The sequence below is a fragment of the Streptomyces sp. NPDC059003 genome, assembly GCF_042740445.1.
In the GTDB taxonomy this organism is placed as follows: Bacteria; Actinomycetota; Actinomycetes; order Streptomycetales; family Streptomycetaceae; genus Streptomyces.
Genome location: NZ_JBHYJH010000084.1, coordinates 23,360 through 42,266 on the forward strand (window position 1 = coordinate 23,360; position 18,907 = coordinate 42,266).

General features: G+C 72.7%; 16 protein-coding genes. 4 read left to right on the forward strand and 12 right to left on the reverse strand.

Annotation, left to right across the window (positions count from 1 at the left end):
* Positions 1 to 27: 27 nt before the first annotated feature.
* The 6 genes from thpD to ACFWZ5_RS26720 form a co-directional block, all read right to left on the reverse strand.
* Positions 28 to 942 carry an ectoine hydroxylase gene (thpD, locus tag ACFWZ5_RS26695; RefSeq protein ID WP_384798416.1) on the reverse strand — a complete coding sequence of 305 codons (915 nt, stop codon included), beginning with the start codon at positions 940 to 942 and terminating at the stop codon, positions 28 to 30.
* Complete coding sequence (locus tag ACFWZ5_RS26700; RefSeq protein ID WP_384798413.1) at positions 942 to 2,945, reverse strand: primary-amine oxidase; 2,004 nt, start codon at positions 2,943 to 2,945, stop codon at positions 942 to 944. The genes thpD and ACFWZ5_RS26700 overlap by 1 nt, the downstream gene beginning before the upstream one ends.
* Positions 2,942 to 3,706 (reverse strand): thioesterase II family protein, encoded by a 765-nt coding sequence (locus ACFWZ5_RS26705; protein ID WP_384798410.1) that lies wholly within the window; start codon positions 3,704 to 3,706, stop codon positions 2,942 to 2,944. The genes ACFWZ5_RS26700 and ACFWZ5_RS26705 overlap by 4 nt, the downstream gene beginning before the upstream one ends.
* Positions 3,699 to 6,776: an amino acid adenylation domain-containing protein gene (locus tag ACFWZ5_RS26710; protein ID WP_384798407.1), complete on the reverse strand. Its 3,078-nt coding sequence runs from the start codon at positions 6,774 to 6,776 to the stop codon at positions 3,699 to 3,701. The genes ACFWZ5_RS26705 and ACFWZ5_RS26710 overlap by 8 nt, the downstream gene beginning before the upstream one ends.
* Position 6,777: 1 nt before the next feature.
* Positions 6,778 to 8,037, reverse strand: a complete 1,260-nt coding sequence (locus ACFWZ5_RS26715) for an acyl-CoA dehydrogenase family protein (RefSeq protein WP_384798404.1) — start codon at positions 8,035 to 8,037, stop codon at positions 6,778 to 6,780.
* A gap of 119 nt (positions 8,038 to 8,156) precedes the next feature.
* A complete protein-coding gene (locus tag ACFWZ5_RS26720) occupies positions 8,157 to 9,113 on the reverse strand; it encodes a LysR family transcriptional regulator (RefSeq protein WP_384798401.1) in 957 nt (318 codons plus the stop codon).
* Positions 9,114 to 9,215: 102 nt separating this feature from the next.
* On the opposite strand from ACFWZ5_RS26720, the gene ACFWZ5_RS26725 reads away from it, so the two are divergent.
* Positions 9,216 to 9,419 (forward strand): hypothetical protein, encoded by a 204-nt coding sequence (locus ACFWZ5_RS26725; RefSeq protein WP_384798398.1) that lies wholly within the window; start codon positions 9,216 to 9,218, stop codon positions 9,417 to 9,419.
* 93 nt (positions 9,420 to 9,512) lie between these two features.
* Positions 9,513 to 10,409, forward strand: coding sequence for a DMT family transporter (locus ACFWZ5_RS26730; protein ID WP_384798396.1), 897 nt, complete (start codon positions 9,513 to 9,515; stop codon positions 10,407 to 10,409).
* On the opposite strand, the gene ACFWZ5_RS26735 is transcribed toward ACFWZ5_RS26730, so the two are convergent.
* The 3 genes from ACFWZ5_RS26735 to ACFWZ5_RS26745 form a co-directional block, all read right to left on the reverse strand.
* Positions 10,357 to 11,499 carry a CDP-alcohol phosphatidyltransferase family protein gene (locus ACFWZ5_RS26735; protein ID WP_384798393.1) on the reverse strand — a complete coding sequence of 381 codons (1,143 nt, stop codon included), beginning with the start codon at positions 11,497 to 11,499 and terminating at the stop codon, positions 10,357 to 10,359. The genes ACFWZ5_RS26730 and ACFWZ5_RS26735 overlap by 53 nt on opposite strands.
* Positions 11,500 to 11,776: 277 nt before the next feature.
* On the reverse strand, positions 11,777 to 13,018 hold the full coding sequence (gene mgt, locus ACFWZ5_RS26740) for a macrolide-inactivating glycosyltransferase (protein WP_384798390.1): 1,242 nt from the start codon (positions 13,016 to 13,018) through the stop codon (positions 11,777 to 11,779).
* Positions 13,019 to 13,074: 56 nt separating this feature from the next.
* A complete protein-coding gene (locus ACFWZ5_RS26745) occupies positions 13,075 to 13,530 on the reverse strand; it encodes a MarR family winged helix-turn-helix transcriptional regulator (protein WP_384798425.1) in 456 nt (151 codons plus the stop codon).
* Positions 13,531 to 13,635: 105 nt separating this feature from the next.
* Here ACFWZ5_RS26745 and ACFWZ5_RS26750 point away from each other — a divergent pair, with 105 nt between their 5' ends.
* The gene (locus ACFWZ5_RS26750; protein WP_384798388.1) at positions 13,636 to 14,712 is read left to right on the forward strand and encodes a hypothetical protein; all 1,077 of its coding nucleotides are present in this window, start codon (positions 13,636 to 13,638) and stop codon (positions 14,710 to 14,712) included.
* A gap of 6 nt (positions 14,713 to 14,718) precedes the next feature.
* Here ACFWZ5_RS26750 and ACFWZ5_RS26755 read toward each other — a convergent pair whose 3' ends face one another.
* From ACFWZ5_RS26755 to ACFWZ5_RS26765, 3 genes are read right to left on the reverse strand one after another with little or no spacing between them, the layout of a single operon-like run.
* The gene (locus ACFWZ5_RS26755) at positions 14,719 to 16,008 is read right to left on the reverse strand and encodes an ABC transporter substrate-binding protein (protein WP_384798385.1); all 1,290 of its coding nucleotides are present in this window, start codon (positions 16,006 to 16,008) and stop codon (positions 14,719 to 14,721) included.
* On the reverse strand, positions 16,008 to 16,844 hold the full coding sequence (locus tag ACFWZ5_RS26760; RefSeq protein WP_384798382.1) for a carbohydrate ABC transporter permease: 837 nt from the start codon (positions 16,842 to 16,844) through the stop codon (positions 16,008 to 16,010). The genes ACFWZ5_RS26755 and ACFWZ5_RS26760 overlap by 1 nt, the downstream gene beginning before the upstream one ends.
* On the reverse strand, positions 16,841 to 17,788 hold the full coding sequence (locus tag ACFWZ5_RS26765) for a carbohydrate ABC transporter permease (RefSeq protein ID WP_384798379.1): 948 nt from the start codon (positions 17,786 to 17,788) through the stop codon (positions 16,841 to 16,843). Before ACFWZ5_RS26765 ends, ACFWZ5_RS26760 begins: the two co-directional genes overlap by 4 nt.
* A gap of 190 nt (positions 17,789 to 17,978) precedes the next feature.
* On the opposite strand from ACFWZ5_RS26765, the gene ACFWZ5_RS26770 reads away from it, so the two are divergent.
* The gene (locus tag ACFWZ5_RS26770) at positions 17,979 to 18,836 is read left to right on the forward strand and encodes a phosphotransferase enzyme family protein (RefSeq protein WP_384798376.1); all 858 of its coding nucleotides are present in this window, start codon (positions 17,979 to 17,981) and stop codon (positions 18,834 to 18,836) included.
* The last annotated feature ends 71 nt before the right edge of the window (positions 18,837 to 18,907 follow it).

Consider the following 18,907-nt stretch of genomic DNA (forward strand, 5'->3'; position numbering starts at 1 on the left):
TTCTATCCGGCGCTTCGCGCCTCGTCCTCAAACGCCGGACGGGCTGGGATGGAGCGGTGTGAAATCCCTGGCGGCGATGAAGGTCGGGCGGGGTGTCGGGGCCGCGAACGGTTCGGTCAGGGTGTTGTGGACGCTGTTGTAGACGATGAAGACGTTGGAGCGGGGGTACGGCGTGATGTTGCCGTTCGAGCCGTGCATGCAGTTGGAGTCGAAGACGACGGCGCTGCCGGCGGCGCCGGTGAACTGTTCGATGCCCGGGTTCCGCGCCAGTTCCGCCACCGCCGCCTCGTCCGGCATTCCCACGGCGAAGCCGTGCGTACGCAGGGAGTTGAGGTAGTGGTCGCGCGGGGTCTCGCCGACGCAGGGCACGAAGGTGTGGTGCGAGCCCGGGATGATCATGAGGCTGCCGTTGAAGGGCAGGTTCTCGGCCAGGGCGATGGAGACGCTCAGGGCCCGGGGCGCGGGCATGCCGTCCTCGGCGTGCCAGGTCTCGAAGTCGGAGTGCCAGTGGAACGGGCCGCCGCCGAACCCCGGCTTGTAGTTGACCCGGCTCTGGTGGACGTAGACGTCCGAGCCGAGGATCTGGCGGGCCAGGCCGAGGAGCCGGGCATCGCGCACCAGGCGGTCGAACGTCTCGCTGACGCGGTGCACCTCGAAGACCGAGCGCACCTGCCCGGAGCCCTCCTCGAACACGGTCCTGTTGTCGTCCCGCAACCGCGGGTCGGCGGCCAGGGTGGCGATCTCCCGGGTGAGCGCGGTGACCTCCGCGGGCGTCAGCAGGCCCGGCCACGCGTGGAAGCCGTCCCTGTCGTACGCCGCGAGGTCGCGCCCGGCCAGCGGGCCGTCGCCCGCCGACCCCCAGACGACGGGGTCGGTCCGCGGGCGGCTCGCCTCCCTCTGGGGAAGGCGGGTGGGATAGCGGTCGGTCAGATCCGTGGTCATCACGTCGTCTCCTCTGCCCTCGCGTGACAGTGCGGCGCCGGGGCGGGCAGGTCCAGTGCGGGGTTGGCGTCGAAGAATCCGTTGGGCCGCAGCGCGAAGCCGGTGCTCACCACGGGCATCGCCGGCCAGTCCTCGGGGCGTACGACGTGGTGCTCGCCGAAGGTGTGCCAGAGCACCACGTCCGCCTCGCTCAGCGGCCGGTCCTCGCTGACGTAGGCGGGCAGGCCCGCGCCGCCGCGGCTCTGGTACGGGTAGTCGCCCGCCGCGTACAGCTGCCGCGGGTCGTACGCGGTCACCCACAGGTGCCCGTAGATGAACCGCGCCCGGTGCCACTGCTCCGTCTCCGTCGGCTGCAGGGGCAGGAGGCCGGACTCCGGCACGAGCTTGTAGCCGACCGGCTCCCCGAGTCCGTTGCGCACCCGGGGGTTCACCACGTTCCAGAACCGGCCCGCCGCCGCGTGCGCGGTCCGCTGCTGCGCTTCCTTCTCCGAGGCGAGGAGCTTCGCCTCCGTCCGCCAGCCGTTGCCGAGCGGATTGTCCCGTCCCGCCGGGAGGGGGACCGAGTCGACCTCGTACACCGAGTTGAGCTCGCCGTCGACGCCCATGTCGAGCCGCATGCTGAAGAAGTGCTGGTGGTGCGGTCCGTAGAGGCCGGGCGCGACGACGGCTCCCGAGACGGGCCGGTCGCCGGTGAAGGCCCCGGTGGAGATCATGCCGGTGAGCTTCACCTCGAACCTGATGGTGCCGTCGAGGTAGAGGTACCAGAAGTAGCCGTACTGGTAGTTGCCGAGGACGGCGAAGGAGGAGACGACCAGGCGGCGCTGACGCCTCGTCACCACCCGTCCCGTGCGGAAGTCGGTGTGCTTCCAGGCGATGCCGACGTCCTCCTCGTGCATGCAGATGGCGTTCTTCAGGGCGAGGGGGTTCCCGTCCTGGTCGTGGGCCGTCGCGTCGAAGTAGTGGATCTCCCCCAGGCAGTCGCACCCCGGCTCCAGGGAGTTCACCATGAAACCGGCCCCGTACTCGCCCTCGTCGAAGGCCTTCTTGTACCGGTGGCCGAACCCCGGATCGCCGTACGGCGTGTAGATCTCGGCCAGCGCGGCCCGGTGCAGGATGGGGCGGACCCGCCCCTTGTCCTCGTACCCGACCTGGTGCAACACCAGGCCCTCGCGGACGGTGAAGCCGATCCGGAACCGCCACTTCTGCCAGCGGACGGCGTACCCGTCCACCTCGAAGCTCGGGCCTTCCGGCTGGGTGATCGCGATGGGCCGCAGGTCCTCGCGCGGGCGCACGTCGGCGGGCCAGTTGCCCGCCGGGGCGGGAAGGTGCACGTCCGGGTCGTAGTTCCCCGACAGCGGCGGCAGCGGCACCGCCTCGCGGTCGGTGACGTCGAGCACCTCCATGGAGTCGAGGTCGACGAGCGCCACGAGGTTCTCCACGGGGCGCGCGTAGCCGTTGTCGTGGGGGTGCGCGCGGACGAAGGTCAGGGGGCAGGCGAGGCGCCTGGCCGGTTCCGCGGGGGTGTTGGGTTCCGCTGAGGTGCCGGGTTCCGTTCCGGCGTCGGCCGGTTCTCCCGTCGTGTCGTAGGGCCAGGCGTCGATCATCGCCAGGGAGAGGTCCGCCACGCCGCGTCGGCGCATCGCCCGCTGCCAGCGGGGGTCCGCGCGCACGGCCTCGCCGCACCGGGTGAACTCCTCGTCCGTGATGGCGGTCCGCGCGCCCTCGATGTGCTCCCAGCGCGTCACCTCGCCCGCGGTGAGGGAGACGACGGCCTCGTAGGTGCGGCGCTCCTTCCTGTCGCGCAGGACCATGAAGACCTCGCGGGGCGGCGGGTCGTCCCGGCTGCGGTCGAGGAGCCGCCGCTTGTCCGGTTCGCGCAGCGCGATCATCGCGAACCGGAAGTCCGCGGTGACGCCCGGCCGTTCCTTGAGGATCGACACGGCGCGGCGCATCTCGTCGGCGGTGAGCGGTGCCAGGGGATGGGCGCTTCGCGACGGGCTCACGGTGCCTCCCTTCGCACTCGGAGTGCGGTGTCCAGGTCCTTGCCGATCGTCGGCAGTACGTCGGCCCGCGCGTCGTCCAGATAGAAGTGGCCGCCCGGGAAGCGCCGCGAGGCGACCGGCTGCCCGTGCCCGGACGACACCTGCGCCCAGTCCGTCAGGAGGTCGTGCCGGACGGTGGGGTCGGCGTCGCCCACGTACACGGCGAGGGGGCAGGTGAGGAGCGCGCCCCGCCGGTGCACGTAGGTCTCGGCGACGCTGTAGTCCGCGCGCAGCCGCGGCAGCACGACGCGCAGCAGTTCGGGCTCGCGCAGGACGTCCGCGGACGTGCCGCCGAGGCGGAGGACCTCGCGCAGGAACGCGTCGTCCGGGAGCAGATGGCGGTCCCGTGAGTTCTCGGCCACGCGGTGGGGCGGTTCGCTGCCGGACGCGATGACGATCGCGGGCGCCCGGCCCCGGCGCTGCATCTCCCGCGCCGTCTCGTACGCGACGATCGCGCCGAGGCTGTGCCCGAACAGGGCGTACGGGACCGGGTCCTGGCCGTCGTCGAGGCCGGCGAGCCGCTGCGCCACGTCGGCCACCAGGGCGTCCATGTCCCACAGCGGCGGCTCCCGCACCCTGCCGTCGCGGCCCGCGAGTTCGACGGGGACGACCTCGATGTCCGGTGCCAGGGCCGCCGACCACGAGCGGTAGATTCCGGCGGCGCCGCCCGCGTGCGGCAGGCAGACGAGGCGGGCCCGGCGGGCGGCGGCGGCCTCACGCACGACGGCCCCGCTCCGGGCCATCCCCGCCGTCAGCATGGCCGCCGCCACCGTCGCCCAGCGCTTGGGCGAGCCCTTCGACCGTGGGCGCGGCGAGGAAGGTCTCCAGGTCGACGCGCACCCCGAGCTCGTCCCGCACCCGGGTGACGTAGCGCGCCGCGTGCAGCGAGCTCCCCCCGGCGGCGAAGAAATCCTCGGCGGGGCCGACGTGCTCCACCCCGAGGACCCGGGCGGCCAGTAGCGCCAACTCCCCCTCCAGGGCAAAGAGTTGACCGGTCCGATCTCCGTCCTCATGGCCGTGGCTGCCGTCGCCCGGGTAGCGGGGCGGGGTGGGCAGCGCCTCGTGGTCGACCTTGCCGTTGGGGGTCAGCGGCACGGCGGTGAGGAAGGCGATACCCGTGGGCACCATGTAGTGCGGCAGCGTCCGACGCAGCTGGTCCCGGAGCAGGCCCGCGTCGGGAGCGTCGGCCCCGGCCGGGACCACATACGCGTCGATGCGCCCCGCGGCCGCCCGGACCACCGCCCTGCGCACCTCGGGCCGCCGTTCCAGCGCGTCGCGGATCTCGCCCAGCTCGATCCGGTGGCCGCGTACCTTGACCTGGTCGTCGTGGCGGCCCAGGAAGTCGAGGGCGCCGTCCGGGCGCAGCCGCACCATGTCACCCGTCCGGTACATCCGCGCCCCGGGCTCGGCCGTGAACGGGTCGGGCAGGAAGCGCTCGGCGGTCAGGGCGGGCCGGTGCCGGTAGCCGCGGGCGACCCCGGCACCCGCGACGTACAGCTCCCCCTGGAAGCCGACCGGGACGGGCGCCCCCGCCTCGTCGAGCACGTGGATGCGGACGTTCCCGAGCGGCCTGCCGATGGGCACCGCCGCCCGGGCGTCCCGCGGGCCGCAGCGCCAGTGGGTGACGTCGATGGCGCACTCGGTGGGTCCGTAGAGGTTGTGCAGGACGGCGTGGGTTCCCGAGCGGTGCAGGCGCCCGACGAGGCTCGGCGGGAGCGTCTCGCCGCCGCAGAAGATGTGCCGCAGGCCGCGCACGTCGGCGAGGCCCGGCTCCTTCTCGTCCAGGAGCAGGTCGAGGACGGAGGGCACGCAGGTGAAGGCGGTCACTCCCGTCTCCACCATCGTCTCCAGGAGGGCGCGCGGATCGGCCGCCGCCCGCGGGGGTGCGAGCACCAGGCTCGCGCCCGACATCAGGGGCGCGAAGATCTCCCAGATGGAGGCGTCGAAGCCGAGCGCGGTCTGCTGGAGCACCGCGTCCCGCGGGCCCAGCGGGAACGTGCCCGCGTCCCAGTGCATCCGGTTGACGAGGTTCCTGTGCTCGACCTCGACGCCCTTGGGCGTGCCGGTGGATCCGGAGGTGTAGACGAGGTACGCGAGGTCGCGGGGCCCGGCCCGCGGCGGCAGCCGGTCGGAAGGCTGCCGGTCGACCAGCGGGCGCAGGCCGTCGACGGGCAGCACCGGCACGGAGACCTCGCCGAGCCGCGCGCGCAGCCCTTCCTGGGTGAGCACCGCGACCGCGCCGCTGTCGCGCAGCACGAACGCCGAGCGCTCGGGCGGATGCTCCGGGTCGAGGAACAGGCAGGCGCCGGAGGCCTTGAGCACGGCCAGCGTGGCGACGATCGCGTCGGGGCCGCGCTCCATGCAGATCGCGACCGGGGAGTTCGCGCCGGTTCCGTTCGCGCCGGTTCCGTGCGCGCGCAGCACGTGCGCGAGCCGGTTGGCCCGAGCCTCCAGTTCCCGGTACGTCAGGACGGTCGACGCGGACCGCAGCGCCGTGCGGTCCGGGTGGCGCGCGGCGGCCCGCTCGAAGAGGTGGTGCAGGCCGTCGCCTTGGGGGTACGAGGCCGCCGTGTCGTTCACCGCCGCGGGCACCCTCTTGTCCAGGAGCTCCCGGTGCTGCTGGAGCGCGACGGCTCCGTCCGTGGCGGGGCCGGGCTCCCACAGGGAGCGGGGCTCGGCGCTCGTGGCGGCGGACCACTCCACAGGGCCGTGCCCCGCCGCGCTCACGGGCCCGCCGCGCGCCTCCTCCACCAAGAGGCGCTGGTAGCACCTCGCCGAGAGGGCCCGGCCCGCGAGCCCGGACGCGCCGGACACGTGCAGGGCATGGTCGACGCACTCCCGCACCAGTGGCCGGACGGCTTCCTGGAGGGCGTCGGCGGCGGCCTGGACGTCCGCGGTCCGTGCCGCCGTGGTCCCGGTGGCGCCCGTCGCCACGCTGTCGAGGCGCAGCAGTTGGGCGTGGACCTCCAGGCGCAGCCCCTCCAGGCGTGCGCGCTGCGCGGCGAGGGGGAAGCCGACGGCCTGGTACGTGCCGATGAGCTTCCCGAACTGCCGCCGCTGTCCGGCCCGGTCCACGGCGGACCGGACCGCGGTGCGGCCGAGGCCGAGGAGGTAGGCGCTCCGCAGCAGCGCCGCCGCGGCCCACAGCGGTCCCGCGGGCAGCCAGGGCCCTTGGGGCGGGTCCGCGCGCAGCCGCACCTCGACCATCCTTCCGCCCGGGGTGGTGCGCGCCTTCGCCCACAGCTCTTCGGTGGGGAGGGCGCGGACTCCGGTCGGCGGTCCGTCAGGCGGTCCGTCGGCCGGTCCGTCGGCCGGTCCGTGAGCTGGACCGTCGGCCGGTCCGTCCGGTGGTCCTGCCAGGAGTACGACGTCGGGGAGCCGTTCGGTGAAGCACGCGACGCCACGCCCTGTGGACCGGGGCGATACGGGGATTCCGGCCGTCAACTCGCCTTCGAGAAGCGGCTTCAGGGATTCGGGGAGCGTGGTGGCGAACCAGGGCGCGGCAAGCACGGTGTCGAGTACGTCGCCGGGTTGCAGCGCCCGCCCCAGCTCCGCGGCGAGCAGCCCGGCCTCGTACCACCCCAGGCCCATGCCGCCCTGGCCGACGGGCACGCAGAGGCCGTTCCAGCCGTCGCGGGCCATGACGCGCCGCGCCCGGACCACCGCCGGCTCGCCGTCGGCACCGGTCTCCCCGTCGGCACCGGCCGCGCCGTCCGTGCCCTCGGCGCCCGAGGACCAGGTGTCGGCGAAGTCCCGCGCGAGCTGCTGCCTCCATACGGTGGGAACGGGCATGTCAGAACTCCTCCCAGGGGTCGCCGCCGTCCAGCAGCTCCGTGGCGACCGTGGTCAGCAGCACCTCGGACGTACCGGCCGCGAGGGTGAGGCCCGGCGCCTCGCGCACGGCGAGGGCCAGATCGGGGAAGTGCGCGTCGCTGTCCGGTGGATCCGGTGCGGGGCCGAGGAGCTCCCAGGCCAACCGCGCCACCTTCTGGGCGAGTTCACTGGCCCACCACTTGGCTCCCGCGGCCGCGGCGGCGTTCGGGCGCCCCTGGTCGACGTCCCGCACGGCCCGCCAGGACAGCAGGCGGGCGGCCTGGATCTCGGCGTCCAGGCGGCGCAGGCCGTGCTGGCGGCAGGCCTCGTCGAGGCGGCCGCGCGCCCGGAGCCCCGCCGACAGCTGGTCGAACCAGCGCCTGGCGCGGCCCGCGAAGTTGATGCCGGTGCGTTCGAGGCCGAGCGCGGTGGTGAGCAGCGACCAGCCCTGCCCGGGGCGCCCCACCAGGGCGTCGCCCGGCAACCGCACGTCGCGCAGCCGCACCCGGAAGAGCCGCTCGTGATTGATGGTGTCGATCGGCTCGACGCGCACACCGGGGTCGTCGAGCGGCACGATGAACAGGCCGATGTCGGCGAACCTGGCGCCGTCGCCACCGCCACCGCTGCCGTAGCTGTTTCCGCTGACCCTGCCGATCCCGCTGCCGTTCCCGCTGCCGTTCCCGTTCCCGCTGCCGTTTCCGCTGCCGCCTTCGACGCGCGCGGCCAGGATGCCGTATTCGGCGAGCGACGTCCGCGCGTTCCAGGCCTTGGTGCCGTTCAGGCGCCACCCGCCGGGCACCGCGGCGGCCCGCGACGCCATCCCGCCGAGGTCGCTGCCGACGTCGGGCTCCGTATAGAGCACGGAGAAGACCGTGGCGCCCCGGGCCATCCCCGGCAGGTACCGGCCGCACTGCTCGGCCGTGCCCGCCATGAGCAGGGTGGCCCCGGCGTTGTCGATCGTGTTCACCCGCACGCTGTCGGGAATCCCGTGCAGGGCGAGCTCCTCGGCGATCGTCGCCGAGGCGTACGCGCTGAAGTCGAGGCCGCCGTAGCGGTGCGGCCAGTGCGGGGCGAGCCAGCCGCGCTCGCCGAGCGCCCGGTAGATCGATGATGGGTGCGGGCACTCACCGGCGTCCGCCGCCCATACCCGCGTCAGTTCTTCATGGACGAAGGGCGTGGCGAAGAGTTCACGTATGGATGCGCGTAAGTCCGCCTCGCCGGCCGTTGCCGAGTTCCCCATGCAAGCCCCATTGGTTGCCTTGGCGTCTCTGGCAACTCCCTTGCCTCACACGAGAGTTGAAGACCGAACAGTCACCGACGCCAACGCATTTCATGGGAACACTTGTCTGCAGATCGCTGTCAAGGAAGGGGCTCAGGGGCGGTCGGGTTTCGGCCAGCGACGGGCCGCCCCTGTCCGGCGACCAGGGTGTCGAGCCGGGCCAGCGCCGCGGCGATCGCGGGGTGGTGCCGACTGCCGCTCCGTATGACGCTGAGGAACCGGCGGGACGGCTGGGCCGTGCCGGTCAGCGGCGTGCGCACCAGGTCGAGGCGCGGGGGCAGCTGGGCCGCGTGCGGCACGAGCGCGATGCCCAGACCGTGGGCCACGAGCGCGGCGACCACGGTCCACTCGATGGCCTGGTGGACGATGTCGGGGGTGAAGCCCGCGCTGTTGCAGGCGGCGAGGACCACGTGGCGCGCCGAGCTGCCGGGTGTCCCCACGATCCAGGGCTCGTGCACCAGGTCCTGGAGCGTCACCGCGGTGCGGTCCGCCAGCGGGTGGCCGCCGGGCGTGAGCAGGTCGAAGGGGTCGTCGAGCAGGGGCTGCTGCTCGAAACGGCCGTCGCCGAACGGCGGGTTGTCCGCGGTCGCCTCGACGATCGCGAGGTCGGCGTCGCCGGAGAAGAGCAGGTCGAAGCAGTCCCGTGGCTCCGACTCGCGCACCTGGACCGTCAGGTCGGGCCACTCCCCCATCAGCCGCGCCGCGAGGGGGGCGAGCAGCACGGAGACGGCGGTGGGGAAGCCCGCGAGGCGAAGCACTCCCCGCGGCGCCGCGCTCGCCGTGGCGTGCAGTCCCGCCTCGGCCCGCTGCCAGTAGTGCTCCATGCGGTCGGCGTGGCGCAGCAGGACCCGGGCCGCCGGGGCGAGGCGCACGCGGCGCCCGTGCGGCTCCAGGAGCGGCAGGCCCAGATCCCGGCTGAGCCTGCGCACTTGCTGCGAGGCCGCGGACGGCGACAGGTGGAGCGCCTCGGCGGCGGCGGTGACGGTGCCGTAGTGGGCGATCGCGCGCAGCACGGCGAGTCGGCGTAAATCAATCACCGCTCCATCATGAAGGCGGCGCGCACCATGAAGGCCGTGTGCACGGTGCCGTGCAGAAATCGAACCTGGACTCGTACGGTTCGGGGCACCGAGACTCGTGCCATGTCTGCCTTGTCTACGTGCCCGTATTGCGGCTGGCCGGACGAGAAGCCGGTGCAGACGCTCTCCCGGCACCGCGTCGGCGAGGGCGTCACCGTCTGGACCCGCTGCGCCTGCGGCTCGTTGCAGGCCAGGCAGCTGACGGTGGGTTCGGTGGTGATCACGCTGCGCGGCCCGCCCACCGGCTCCGGTCCGCACGACAGCTGAGCCGATGAGGCCGACGGGGGGAACGGAGCGGTGCTGCGGGGGAACGTCCGGCGCGGTCCGGGGCGCCTGACGCCCGGCGCCGCGGGGAGCTGCATGGTCGTCTGCAGCGCCCTCGCGATGCAGGGCAGTCAGGCCGTGGCCAAACTCGCGTTCGTCATGGCCGCGCCCGTGGTCGTCACGGCGTTGAGGTTCGCCTTCGGCGCGGGTGTGCTGTGGGCGCTGTGGCGGCCGCGGCCGCCGTCCGGCCGGTCGTCGGTGTTCCTGGTGCTCGGCCTGGGCACCGCGCTCGCCGGGGCGAGCGTCACCATCTACGAGGCCTTCGACCGGCTCCCCCTGGGCCTCGCGGTCACCTTGCAGTCGCTCGGCGCGCTGCTGGTCTCCCTGCTGGGCGCGCGCCGTGCCCGGCACGTGCTGTGGGCGCTGCTCGCCGCGGGCGGTGTCGTCCTCATCAACTACCGTCCGGGCGGCGCCCTGTCCGGCGCGGGCATCGCCCTCGCCCTCGGCTCGGCGGCCTGCTGGGCGGCGTACATCCTGCTCAGCGCCCGGGTGGGCGCCCGCACCACGGGTGGCGGCGCCCTTGCCCTGGCGAGCGCGTGGGCGGCGCTGCTCACGATCCCGTACGCCCTCGTCGTGCAGCCCGGGGCCTTCCTCGATGTGCGGGTGCTCGCGGCGGGGCTCGCCGTGGCGGTGCTCAGCACGGTCGTGGCCAACTCCCTGGAGCTCCAGGCGCTGCGGCGCATCCCGCCCCGCGCCTTCGGCGTCCTGGTGAGCCTCGAGCCGGCCATGGCCGCGCTGCTCGGCCTGCTCGTCCTCGGTGAGCGCCTCACACCGGCCCAGTGGGTCGCGACGGCCGTCATCGTCACCGCTTCCGTCGGGGTGACGCTCGACACCGCGGACCGAGGGAGCGGGCCGGGGGCCTCGGGCGGCGACGGAGTGCCTACGCCACCGCCGCGGCCTTCCGCTCCTCGAAGGAGTCGATCGTCCGTGTGAAGTCCCGCGTGGACAGCAGCAGCTTGTAGACGATGGCCAGCTCGAAGACGAGAAGCAGCGCGCCGGAGACGATGGTCGCCGGGATGACCGCGTCGATGAGCGGGCCGATGATGAAGACGCCCATCTGGAACTCGACGCCGCTCACGAGGTGCGTACGGATGCGGTGCCGCAGCAGGAAGGAGCGCGCCCGCAGGTACGCGGGGAAGCGGCTGCGGAACTCCTGGTGCAGGTCGACGACTTGGGGAGCGCGGCGCGTACCGCCCGGGGCGTGCTCGGTGCCGCCCGGGGCGTTCTCGGCGCTGCCCGGGGCTGCGTACGAGGCGTCGCCGCCCGCGCCAGTGCCGTCCGCCGCGTACTCAGCACCGCCCTGCGCGTACACCGTGCCGTCCGTCGCCCGCTCCGCGCCCTCCGCGGCCTTGGCCAGGTCCCGCTCCACGTCCGCTTCCGGGTTGTCCCGCAGCAGGTCCTCCATGAAGGCGAGCTCGGCCTGGTTCTCGGCGCGCCGGGCGGCCTTCATGCGGGCCTTGATCTGCTTGCGCATAGCGTGCCGGATCTTGAAGATCTCCAGCGAGTTGATGTAGCGCAGCGTGTCGAGGCCGACGACGGCGAGGGCGAGCCAGATGTAGGTCACGTCGTCCGTGCGGGCGTACTGACCGCCCATCAGCGCGACCCCGCACACCATCACGCGGATGCGGTCGAAGACGAAGTCGAGCCACGCGCCGAACACCGAGCCGGTGCCGGTCAGGCGCGCGACCTTGCCGTCCATGCAGTCAAGGATGAAGCTCAGGTGGTAGATCACCGCGCCGAGCACCAGCCAGCCCCAGTCGCCGAACGCGAAGCACACCGAGGAGCCGAGCCCGAGCAGGAAGGCGCCCCAGGTGATCTGGTTGGGCGTGATGCGCGTGCGCAGCGCGGTCTGGCGGACGAGCGGCGTGGCGACGGGGTCCACGAGCAGCACCGTCCACCACGCGTCGCGCTTCTTCTGGGTGATGCGGCGCACCTCGGCGAGGGGCGGTATCTCCCGCGGGGCCGCGGGCCCTGCGGGCTTCCGCGGCGGTGTGGGCTGCTCTCGCAAGGTCTCTTGGGACATGACACAACTTCCTGGCGTTCGGCTGGAGTTCACCTCACGCTAGAAAGCGCTTAAGGGCAGGTACAAGAAGCTCCGGGGGCAACCTTTGGCCGGGGGTAAGGGTCCCACCAGTGGGCCGAGTCGATAGGGCACCCAGGACGCCCGCGCGTTATCCGAGCGTTACCCAATGACCCGGCCGTTACCGAATGGCCTCACAGAGTGTTACGTCAGGCCGCGTCGGCGGACCCCGGGATCCTGCCCAGAAACCCCCAACTCACCTTGAAGTACCACCAAACGGTCATGTGTCCGCACACCCCACCTTCACGCCTCGGGCACGCCGCGCCCGCGCAATCTCCTCCTCGATGAGGTCGGCCGCCCGCCGCGTACCGCCCTCCCCCGCCATGCCGTCCCGCACCTCCGCGAGCCTGCGCGCCACTTCGGGGTCGTCGACGAGCGCGAGCACCGCCGCGCGCAGCGTCCGGGCGTCCGCCTCCTCCATCGGCACGTGGCGGGCGACACCGAGCGCCTGGAGCACGTCGGCGTTGCCGAACTGGTCGACGGCCTGCGGCACGGCGACCATCGGCGTCCCGGTGGCGAGGCCCTCCTGGCTGCCGCCCGCGCCCGCGTGCGTGATGAAGGCGTCGGCCTGCTTCAGGATCGCCAGCTGCGGCACCCAGTTGCACACCTCGATGTTCGCGGGTACGTCACCGAGCTCACCCGCGTCGACGTGCTTGCCGACCTGGAGCACCACGTGCCAGCCCGGCAGGTCACCGAAGGCCTTGACGCACTCGCGGTAGAAGCCGGGCTGCTTGGTGAACGACGAGCCGAGCGACACCAGGAGCACCTTGTCCGCGTCCGCCGGGCGCTCCCAGTCGCCCTGCGCGGCCCGGTCGCCCTGGCAGGCGCCGACGAAGGTGTGCACGCTCTCGTCGACCCGGTCGGCGTTCGGCTGGAGCGCCTTGGGGATCAGGACGAGGGAGCGCGGCGGGCGGCCGACGAAGGGGTCGGGGTGCTGGTCGATCCCGTTCTCCTTCAGCCAGGACGCGAAGAGGGCGTAGTACGCCTGCCCGCGCTCGGTGCGCTTCGGCTCCGCCCACATCGGCTCGGCGACCTCTTCCTCGTACCCCTCCCAGGCCACCAGGTTCGGCGAGAGGGAGACCTCGGGGACGCCCCAGCGGCGGGCGAGGACCCGGGCCGGGTACGAGGTGATGTCGTGCAGGACGATGTCGGGCTCGTCACCCTCGTACGCCGCGGCCAGCTGCGGCAGGGCCTGGATCGCGTCGTTCAGGAACGGCTCGACGTTGTCGAGGAGGGTCGTGCCCCAGGCCTCGGGGTCGGCGTCCGGGCCGGGGAGCGTGGTGCGGTAGAGCACCGGCTCCGCGCCGGTCTCGGCGACCTTGTCCGCGAAGGCGCCCGGGATCGCGTACGTGACGCGGTGGCCGCGGGCGACGAGCTCCCGGATCACTTCGAGGCTCGGGTTCACGTGCCCGTGGGCGGCGATGGAGAACATGGCGATGTGGGCACGCTCGCGTGTGGTCATGCCCCGACCCTAGGCGAGACGAAACGTCTCGTGCAAGTTCTTTTACGCCTCCCGGTTCACCCCTGCCCGGGCGTCTCCGCCGGACCCTCGGCCGCCCCCGCGTTGTACCGCAGCAGGTAGTCCGCGAACCGCTCCAGATCCGGCCCGTCCCAGTCGGCAAGCCGCTCCCGGAAGGCCACCCGGCGGCTGTCCGTGACCTGCGCGAGGACCCCGGCGCCCCGCTCGGTCAGGTGCAGCACGTGCACCCGGTGGTCGTCCGGGTCCAGGCGGCGCTCGACGAGGCCCGCCTTCTCGAGGGTCACGACCTGTCTGCTGATGGTCGACTTGTCGAGCGTGTAGTGCGCGGCGAGGTCCGTGGCCCGGCAGCCCTGCTGATACTCCAGGTGACTCAGGAGCGTGAAGGACACCAGCGAGAGCTCGGGGTGCATGCGTGCGGCGGTGGCGCGCGCCCGCCGCGCGAAGGCGGTCATCTCGCGCTGGATGATCTCGATCGACTCGTCCCGGTCCGGCACCCGCTCGGCCACGGCGACTCCTCCTCGTTTCCCCTCCCCGACCAATGGTTGTACAGTACAACATTGAGTGAGAGTTGTATATGCCAACCATCTGGAGAGGCTTCGATGACGGCCACCGCCACCCCGGCACCAGCACGCGGACTCCGCGGTCACGTCCGCGGTCCCCTGGGCCACGTACTCGTCCATCTGGTGACCCCGCTGCTGATGTGCCTGGGCATGGGCCTGGCCTACATGAGCGCGTTCGTCACCCCCGAGCCGCACGACATGCCGGTCGCCGTCGTCGGCACCGACGCCCGCGCCCATGACGTCGCCGAGGCCGTGCAGGACAAGGCGGGCGACGCCCTCGACGTACGGACCCTGCCCTCGCGCGCCGCGGCCGTGCACGAGCTGAAGTCCCTCGACATATCCGGCGCCTACCTCCCGGACCCCAAGACCCCCGAACTCCTCGTGGCCTCCGCGGGCTCCGACATGAGCGCGCTCGCCGCCGAGAAGGTCTTCACGCCGGTCGCGGCCCAGCAGGGCACGCCCCTGAAGGTCACCAACGTGGCGCCGCCGGTCTCCGACGACCCCACGGGGCAGGGCCTGTTCTTCCTGCTCGTCGCGGTGAGCATCGGCTCGTACGCCTCCGTCGCGGCGCTCGGCGCCGCAGGGGCCGCCCTGCGGATGCGGGCGCGGGCGGGGCTCGCCGTCGGCGTCTCGTTCGCCGTGAGCCTGATCGGCGCGGCGCTCGCCGGGCCCGTCTTCCACCTCGCGCACCACGGCCTGTGGGGCGTGTGGGCGATGTCCTGGCTGTACTCGGCGGGGATCCTGCTCATCGGCGTCGGTCTGCACACGTTCCTGAAGCGGTGGACGACGCTCGCGATGATGGTCCTCTTCGTGATGCTCAACTTCACCAGCTCCGGCGGCCTCTTCCGGCCCGAGCTCCAGAACGGCTTCTACGGCTCGCTGCACTCCTTCTGGAACGGCGCGGGCTTCGTCGAGGGCGTCCGGGCGCACCTGTACTTCGACGGGCACGACGTCGGGCGGGCCGTCGTGACCCTGGTGGCGTGGCTGGCGGTGGGCGTGCTGCTCACGGCGGTGGCCGGTCTTGTGGAGCGGCGGCGGGCCGCGGTGGCCGCCGCCCCTGCGGTGACGGCGGCCGCCGAGGAGGAGGAGGAGATGGAGGAGTCGGTCGGCGTGTGAGGGCGGTCAGCGCTGGTAGCGCTTGAGCACCAGGTTCCCGTCCTTGACGAGGCGTTTCCTCAGCTCGTCCAGGCCGATCGCGCCGCTGTAGTACTCCTGGAGCGCCGGGGTGGCGATCTTGTCCATCCACTCCGGGTAGCCGCGCACAGACTGGGCGGGCGCCGGGCGGAGGTGCCGGGCGAGGGCCGTGCCCGTATCCCAGTCGTCCTTCTTCGTGCGCAGCGCCGGGTCCTTGAGCGCCTGGGTGCCGGTGGGCAGCATCCAGTCACCGCGCGCGAGCCGCACCATGTTGGCGGGCCGCAGGAAGAAGTCGATGAACGCGGCCGCCTCCTTCTTGTGCGGGCTGTCCTCGGCGACGGACAGGGTCTGCGGGCTCACCCCCTGGGCGAGCCCGTCCGCGCCCGCGGGCGCGGGCAGGACCTGCCAGTCGAAGCCCTTCGGCGCCTGCTGCACGATCTGCTGCCGGTACGAGAACCCGAGCGGCACCATCGCGTACTTGCCGCCGAAGAAGCCGGGCAGCGTGTCCGAGCCGCCCATGCCGAGCGTCGCCCCTGACGCGCTGTCGTCCACGTTGACCTGGTCGTGGACGGTGCGCGGCACCACCGCGTCGGCGTCCTCGAAGCGGATCTCGGCCTTGCCGTCGGCGCGCCGGTGGAACAGCTTGCCGCCCGCCGAGAGCGACAGGTTGAGCGTCGCCGACACCGGCTCCTTCAGCGGCCAGGCGACGCCGAACCTGCCCTTGCCGTCGCCCAGTTCCCTCGTGACCGAGCGGAACTCCGCCCAGCTCCACGGCTTGTCCGGGGTCGGGATCCGCACCCCGGACTTCTTCAGCCACGAGGCGTTGGCGATCAGCACCCGCGGCTCCTGGAGGAACGGCACGCCGTAGACCTTGCCGCCGAAGGTCGCGGTGTCCCAGCTGGACCGCGGGATGTCCGCCCGCAGGCGCCGCGGCAGCAGCTCGCCGAGGTCCGCGAGATAGCCGCCGTACGCGAAGTCCGCGAGGTCGTCGGACGCGTCATGGATGATGTCCGGCGCCTCGCCGCCCTCGAACGAGGTCAGGAGCTGGTCGTGGACGCTGGTCCAACTCCCTTGTACGTACTCGACCTTGACGTCCGGGTGCGTGGCGTTCCACTCCTGCACCAGCTCCTTGTTGGCCGCGACCGACTCCTGCTGCCAGGCCAGGGACTGGAAGCGCAGGGTGACCCGGCCGCCGGAGTCGTCGCCGCCGTCGGAGCAGCCCGCGAGCAGCAGGGTGAGCGCGGCGGCCACGGCTCCCAGTACCCGTACGCGGGACATCACTTCACCGCCCCGGCCAGCATGCCGCCCGTGATCCGCTTCTGGATGAGCGCGAAGATCACGAGTGAGGGGAGCGTCGCGAGGAACGCCGCGGCGGCGAGCGGGCCGAGGTCGGCCACGCCCTCCGCGCCGAGGAAGTGCGTGAGGACGACCGGCAACGTCTGTTTCTCCGGGGTCTTGAGCAGCACGAGCGCGAAGAAGAACTCGTTCCACGCGGTGATGAACGCGAACAGGGCCGTCGCCACGATGCCCGGCGCGAGCAGCGGCGCGGTCACCGAGACCAGGGTGCGCAGCCTGCCCGCTCCGTCCACGGCCGCGGCCTCCTCCAGCTCGGCCGGCACCGCACGCACGTATCCGACGAGCATCCACAGCGCGAACGGCAGCGCCCACACCACGTACACCATGATCAGGCCCGGCAGCGAGTCGATCAGGCGCAGGTTCTTCAGGACGAGGAACAGCGGGATGATCACCAGGACGAACGGGAAGGCCTGGCTGACCACGACCCAGCCGGTCGCCGCCCGCGCGAGCAGGGTGCGGTGGCGCGCCATGACGTACGCCATGGGGGTCGCGATGACGACGGCGATCAGGGCCGCGCTCAGCGCCGCGACCAGGGAGTTGCCCGCGGCCTCCAGAAGCGGCTGCTCGTCGAACGCCTGGCGGTAGTTGGCGAGCGTCGGATCCTCGGGGATCCAGGTGGGGTGCAGGCTGCCGAGCTCGCGCGCCGGTTTGAAGGACGTGGAGATCAGCCACAGGAACGGGAACGCGAGGAAGACGAGGTACGCGAGCAGCGCCAGGTACTGCCCCCCGCGCGCCACCCTGCTGGTCCGTGAGGTCATCGCTCGTCGGCTCCCCTCAGTCGGCCGGCGAGATACACGGCGAGCAGCACCGAGATCACGGCGACCATGACGCAGCCCATCGCCGCCGCGTAGCCGAACTGGCCGTAGCGGAACGCCTCTTCGTACGCGAACAGCATGGGGAGCCTGGTCCGGCCGCCCGGACCGCCGTTGGTCAGGACGTAGACCAGGGCGAAGGAGTTGAAGTTCCAGATGAAGTTGAGCGCCGTGATCGCGAGGGCGATCGGGCGCAAGGCGGGCCAGGTCACGGTCCAGAAGCGGCGCCAGGCGCCCGCGCCGTCCATCTCGGCGGCCTCGTGCAGCTCCCGCGGCACGTTCTGGAGCCCGGCGAGCAGCGCCACCGTGGTCTGCGGCATGCCCGCCCAGACGCCGACGACGATGACGGCGGGCAGCGCCGTGCCGATGCCCGTCAACCAGTCGCGGCCGTCGCCCAGGCCCAGATCGCGCAGGGTCTCGTTCAGAATCCCCGCATCTGGGTTGTACACGAGCCGCCACATGATGCCGACGACGACCTCCGGCATCGCCCACGGGATGATCGCGAGCGACCGCGCCAGCCACCGGAAGCGCAGATTCTGATTCAGCAGGAGCGCGAGCCCGAGCGCCAGCAGGAACTGCGGCACCGTCACCCCGACCGCCCAGAGCAGACCGATGCGGAACGAGTCCCAGAAGAGCGTGTCGTGGCGCAGGTCCTGGAAGTTGAGGAGCCCGATCCACTCGGTGGGCTCGGTGCGGCCCGACTGGGAGTCGGTGAAGGCGAGCGCGATGCCGTAGAGCAGCGGGCCGACGCTGAGGACCAGGATCGGCAGGAGCGCGGGCAGGACCAGGAACCAGGCGCCTTGGTCCCTCACCCGGCCGGGCGCCCGGCCCCGGCGCCCGCCGGGTCTGCCGGGTTCGCCGGACCGCTTCGACGCGGTCGCCAATGTCACGAAATCGGCTCCTTTGGGCGGCTGATTGGGGTTTGGCCGCCCAGGCGGCCTCCGTCATCGTGCTGACGCGGCAGCGGTACGTCAAGCGGCCGCGCACGCCGAAAGTCCGGCTGGCCTGTGCGAATGCGACACTTGCCGCGCGGCGGGAGGACCGGCCGCCGGATGCGGCACAGGGTGCGGGAGGCAATCGATGGACGAGGCACGGGCGCGCGAGGTCCTGGACGCGGCGGGGCTCGCGGGGGACGGCGCGGAGCTGCTCGCCCTGGGCGAGAACGCGGTGTTCGCCGTGGGCGAGCTCGTCGTGAAGGTGGGGCGGGCGGCGCCGGAACTCCTCGACCGGGCCCGCCGTGAGCTCGCCGTCGCCGAGTGGCTGCGGACGTCCGGGGTGCCGGCCGTGCGGGCCGCCGAGCCCAAGCCGTGGTTCGTCGCCGGTCATCCGGTGACCCTCTGGCACCGGCTCCCCCAGGCCGCGCGGCCCACGCGGCCCGGCGACTTGGCCGAACTGCTGCGGCTCGTGCACGCCCTTCCCGCCCCTTCCTTCCCGCTGCCGCGGCGTGAGCTGCTCGGGGGTGTCGAGCGGTGGCTGCGGCTGGCCGGCGACGCGATCGATCCCGCTGACGCGGACTATCTCCGGGAGCGGCGTGACGGCTTCGCCGCCGCCGCGGCCGCGCTCGTTCCCCGGCTCGCGCCGGGGCCCATCCACGGGGACGCGCTGCCCCGGAACGTCCTCGTCGGCCCTGACGGGCCCGTGCTGGTGGACCTGGAGACCTTCTCCTCCGATCTGCGCGAGCACGATCTGGTCGTCATGGCGCTCTCCCACGATCGGTACGGGCTCGGGGGCGAGGCCTATGACGAGTTCGTGCGGGGGTACGGGTGGGATGTGCGGGAGTGGGAGGGGTGTGAGGTGTTGCGGGGGGCTCGGGAGACGGCGAGCTGCGCGTGGGTTGCGCAGCATGCTCCCGGGAATCCCCAGGCGTTGGCCGAATTCCGCCGGAGGGTGGGGTCGTTGCGGGAGGGGGATGCGGGGGTTCGCTGGTATCCGTTCTAGGGCGCCGGTCCGTCGCGGTGGCGCCCCAGACCCGCCCCTTCCCGAACTGGGGGCTCCGCCCCCAGACCCCC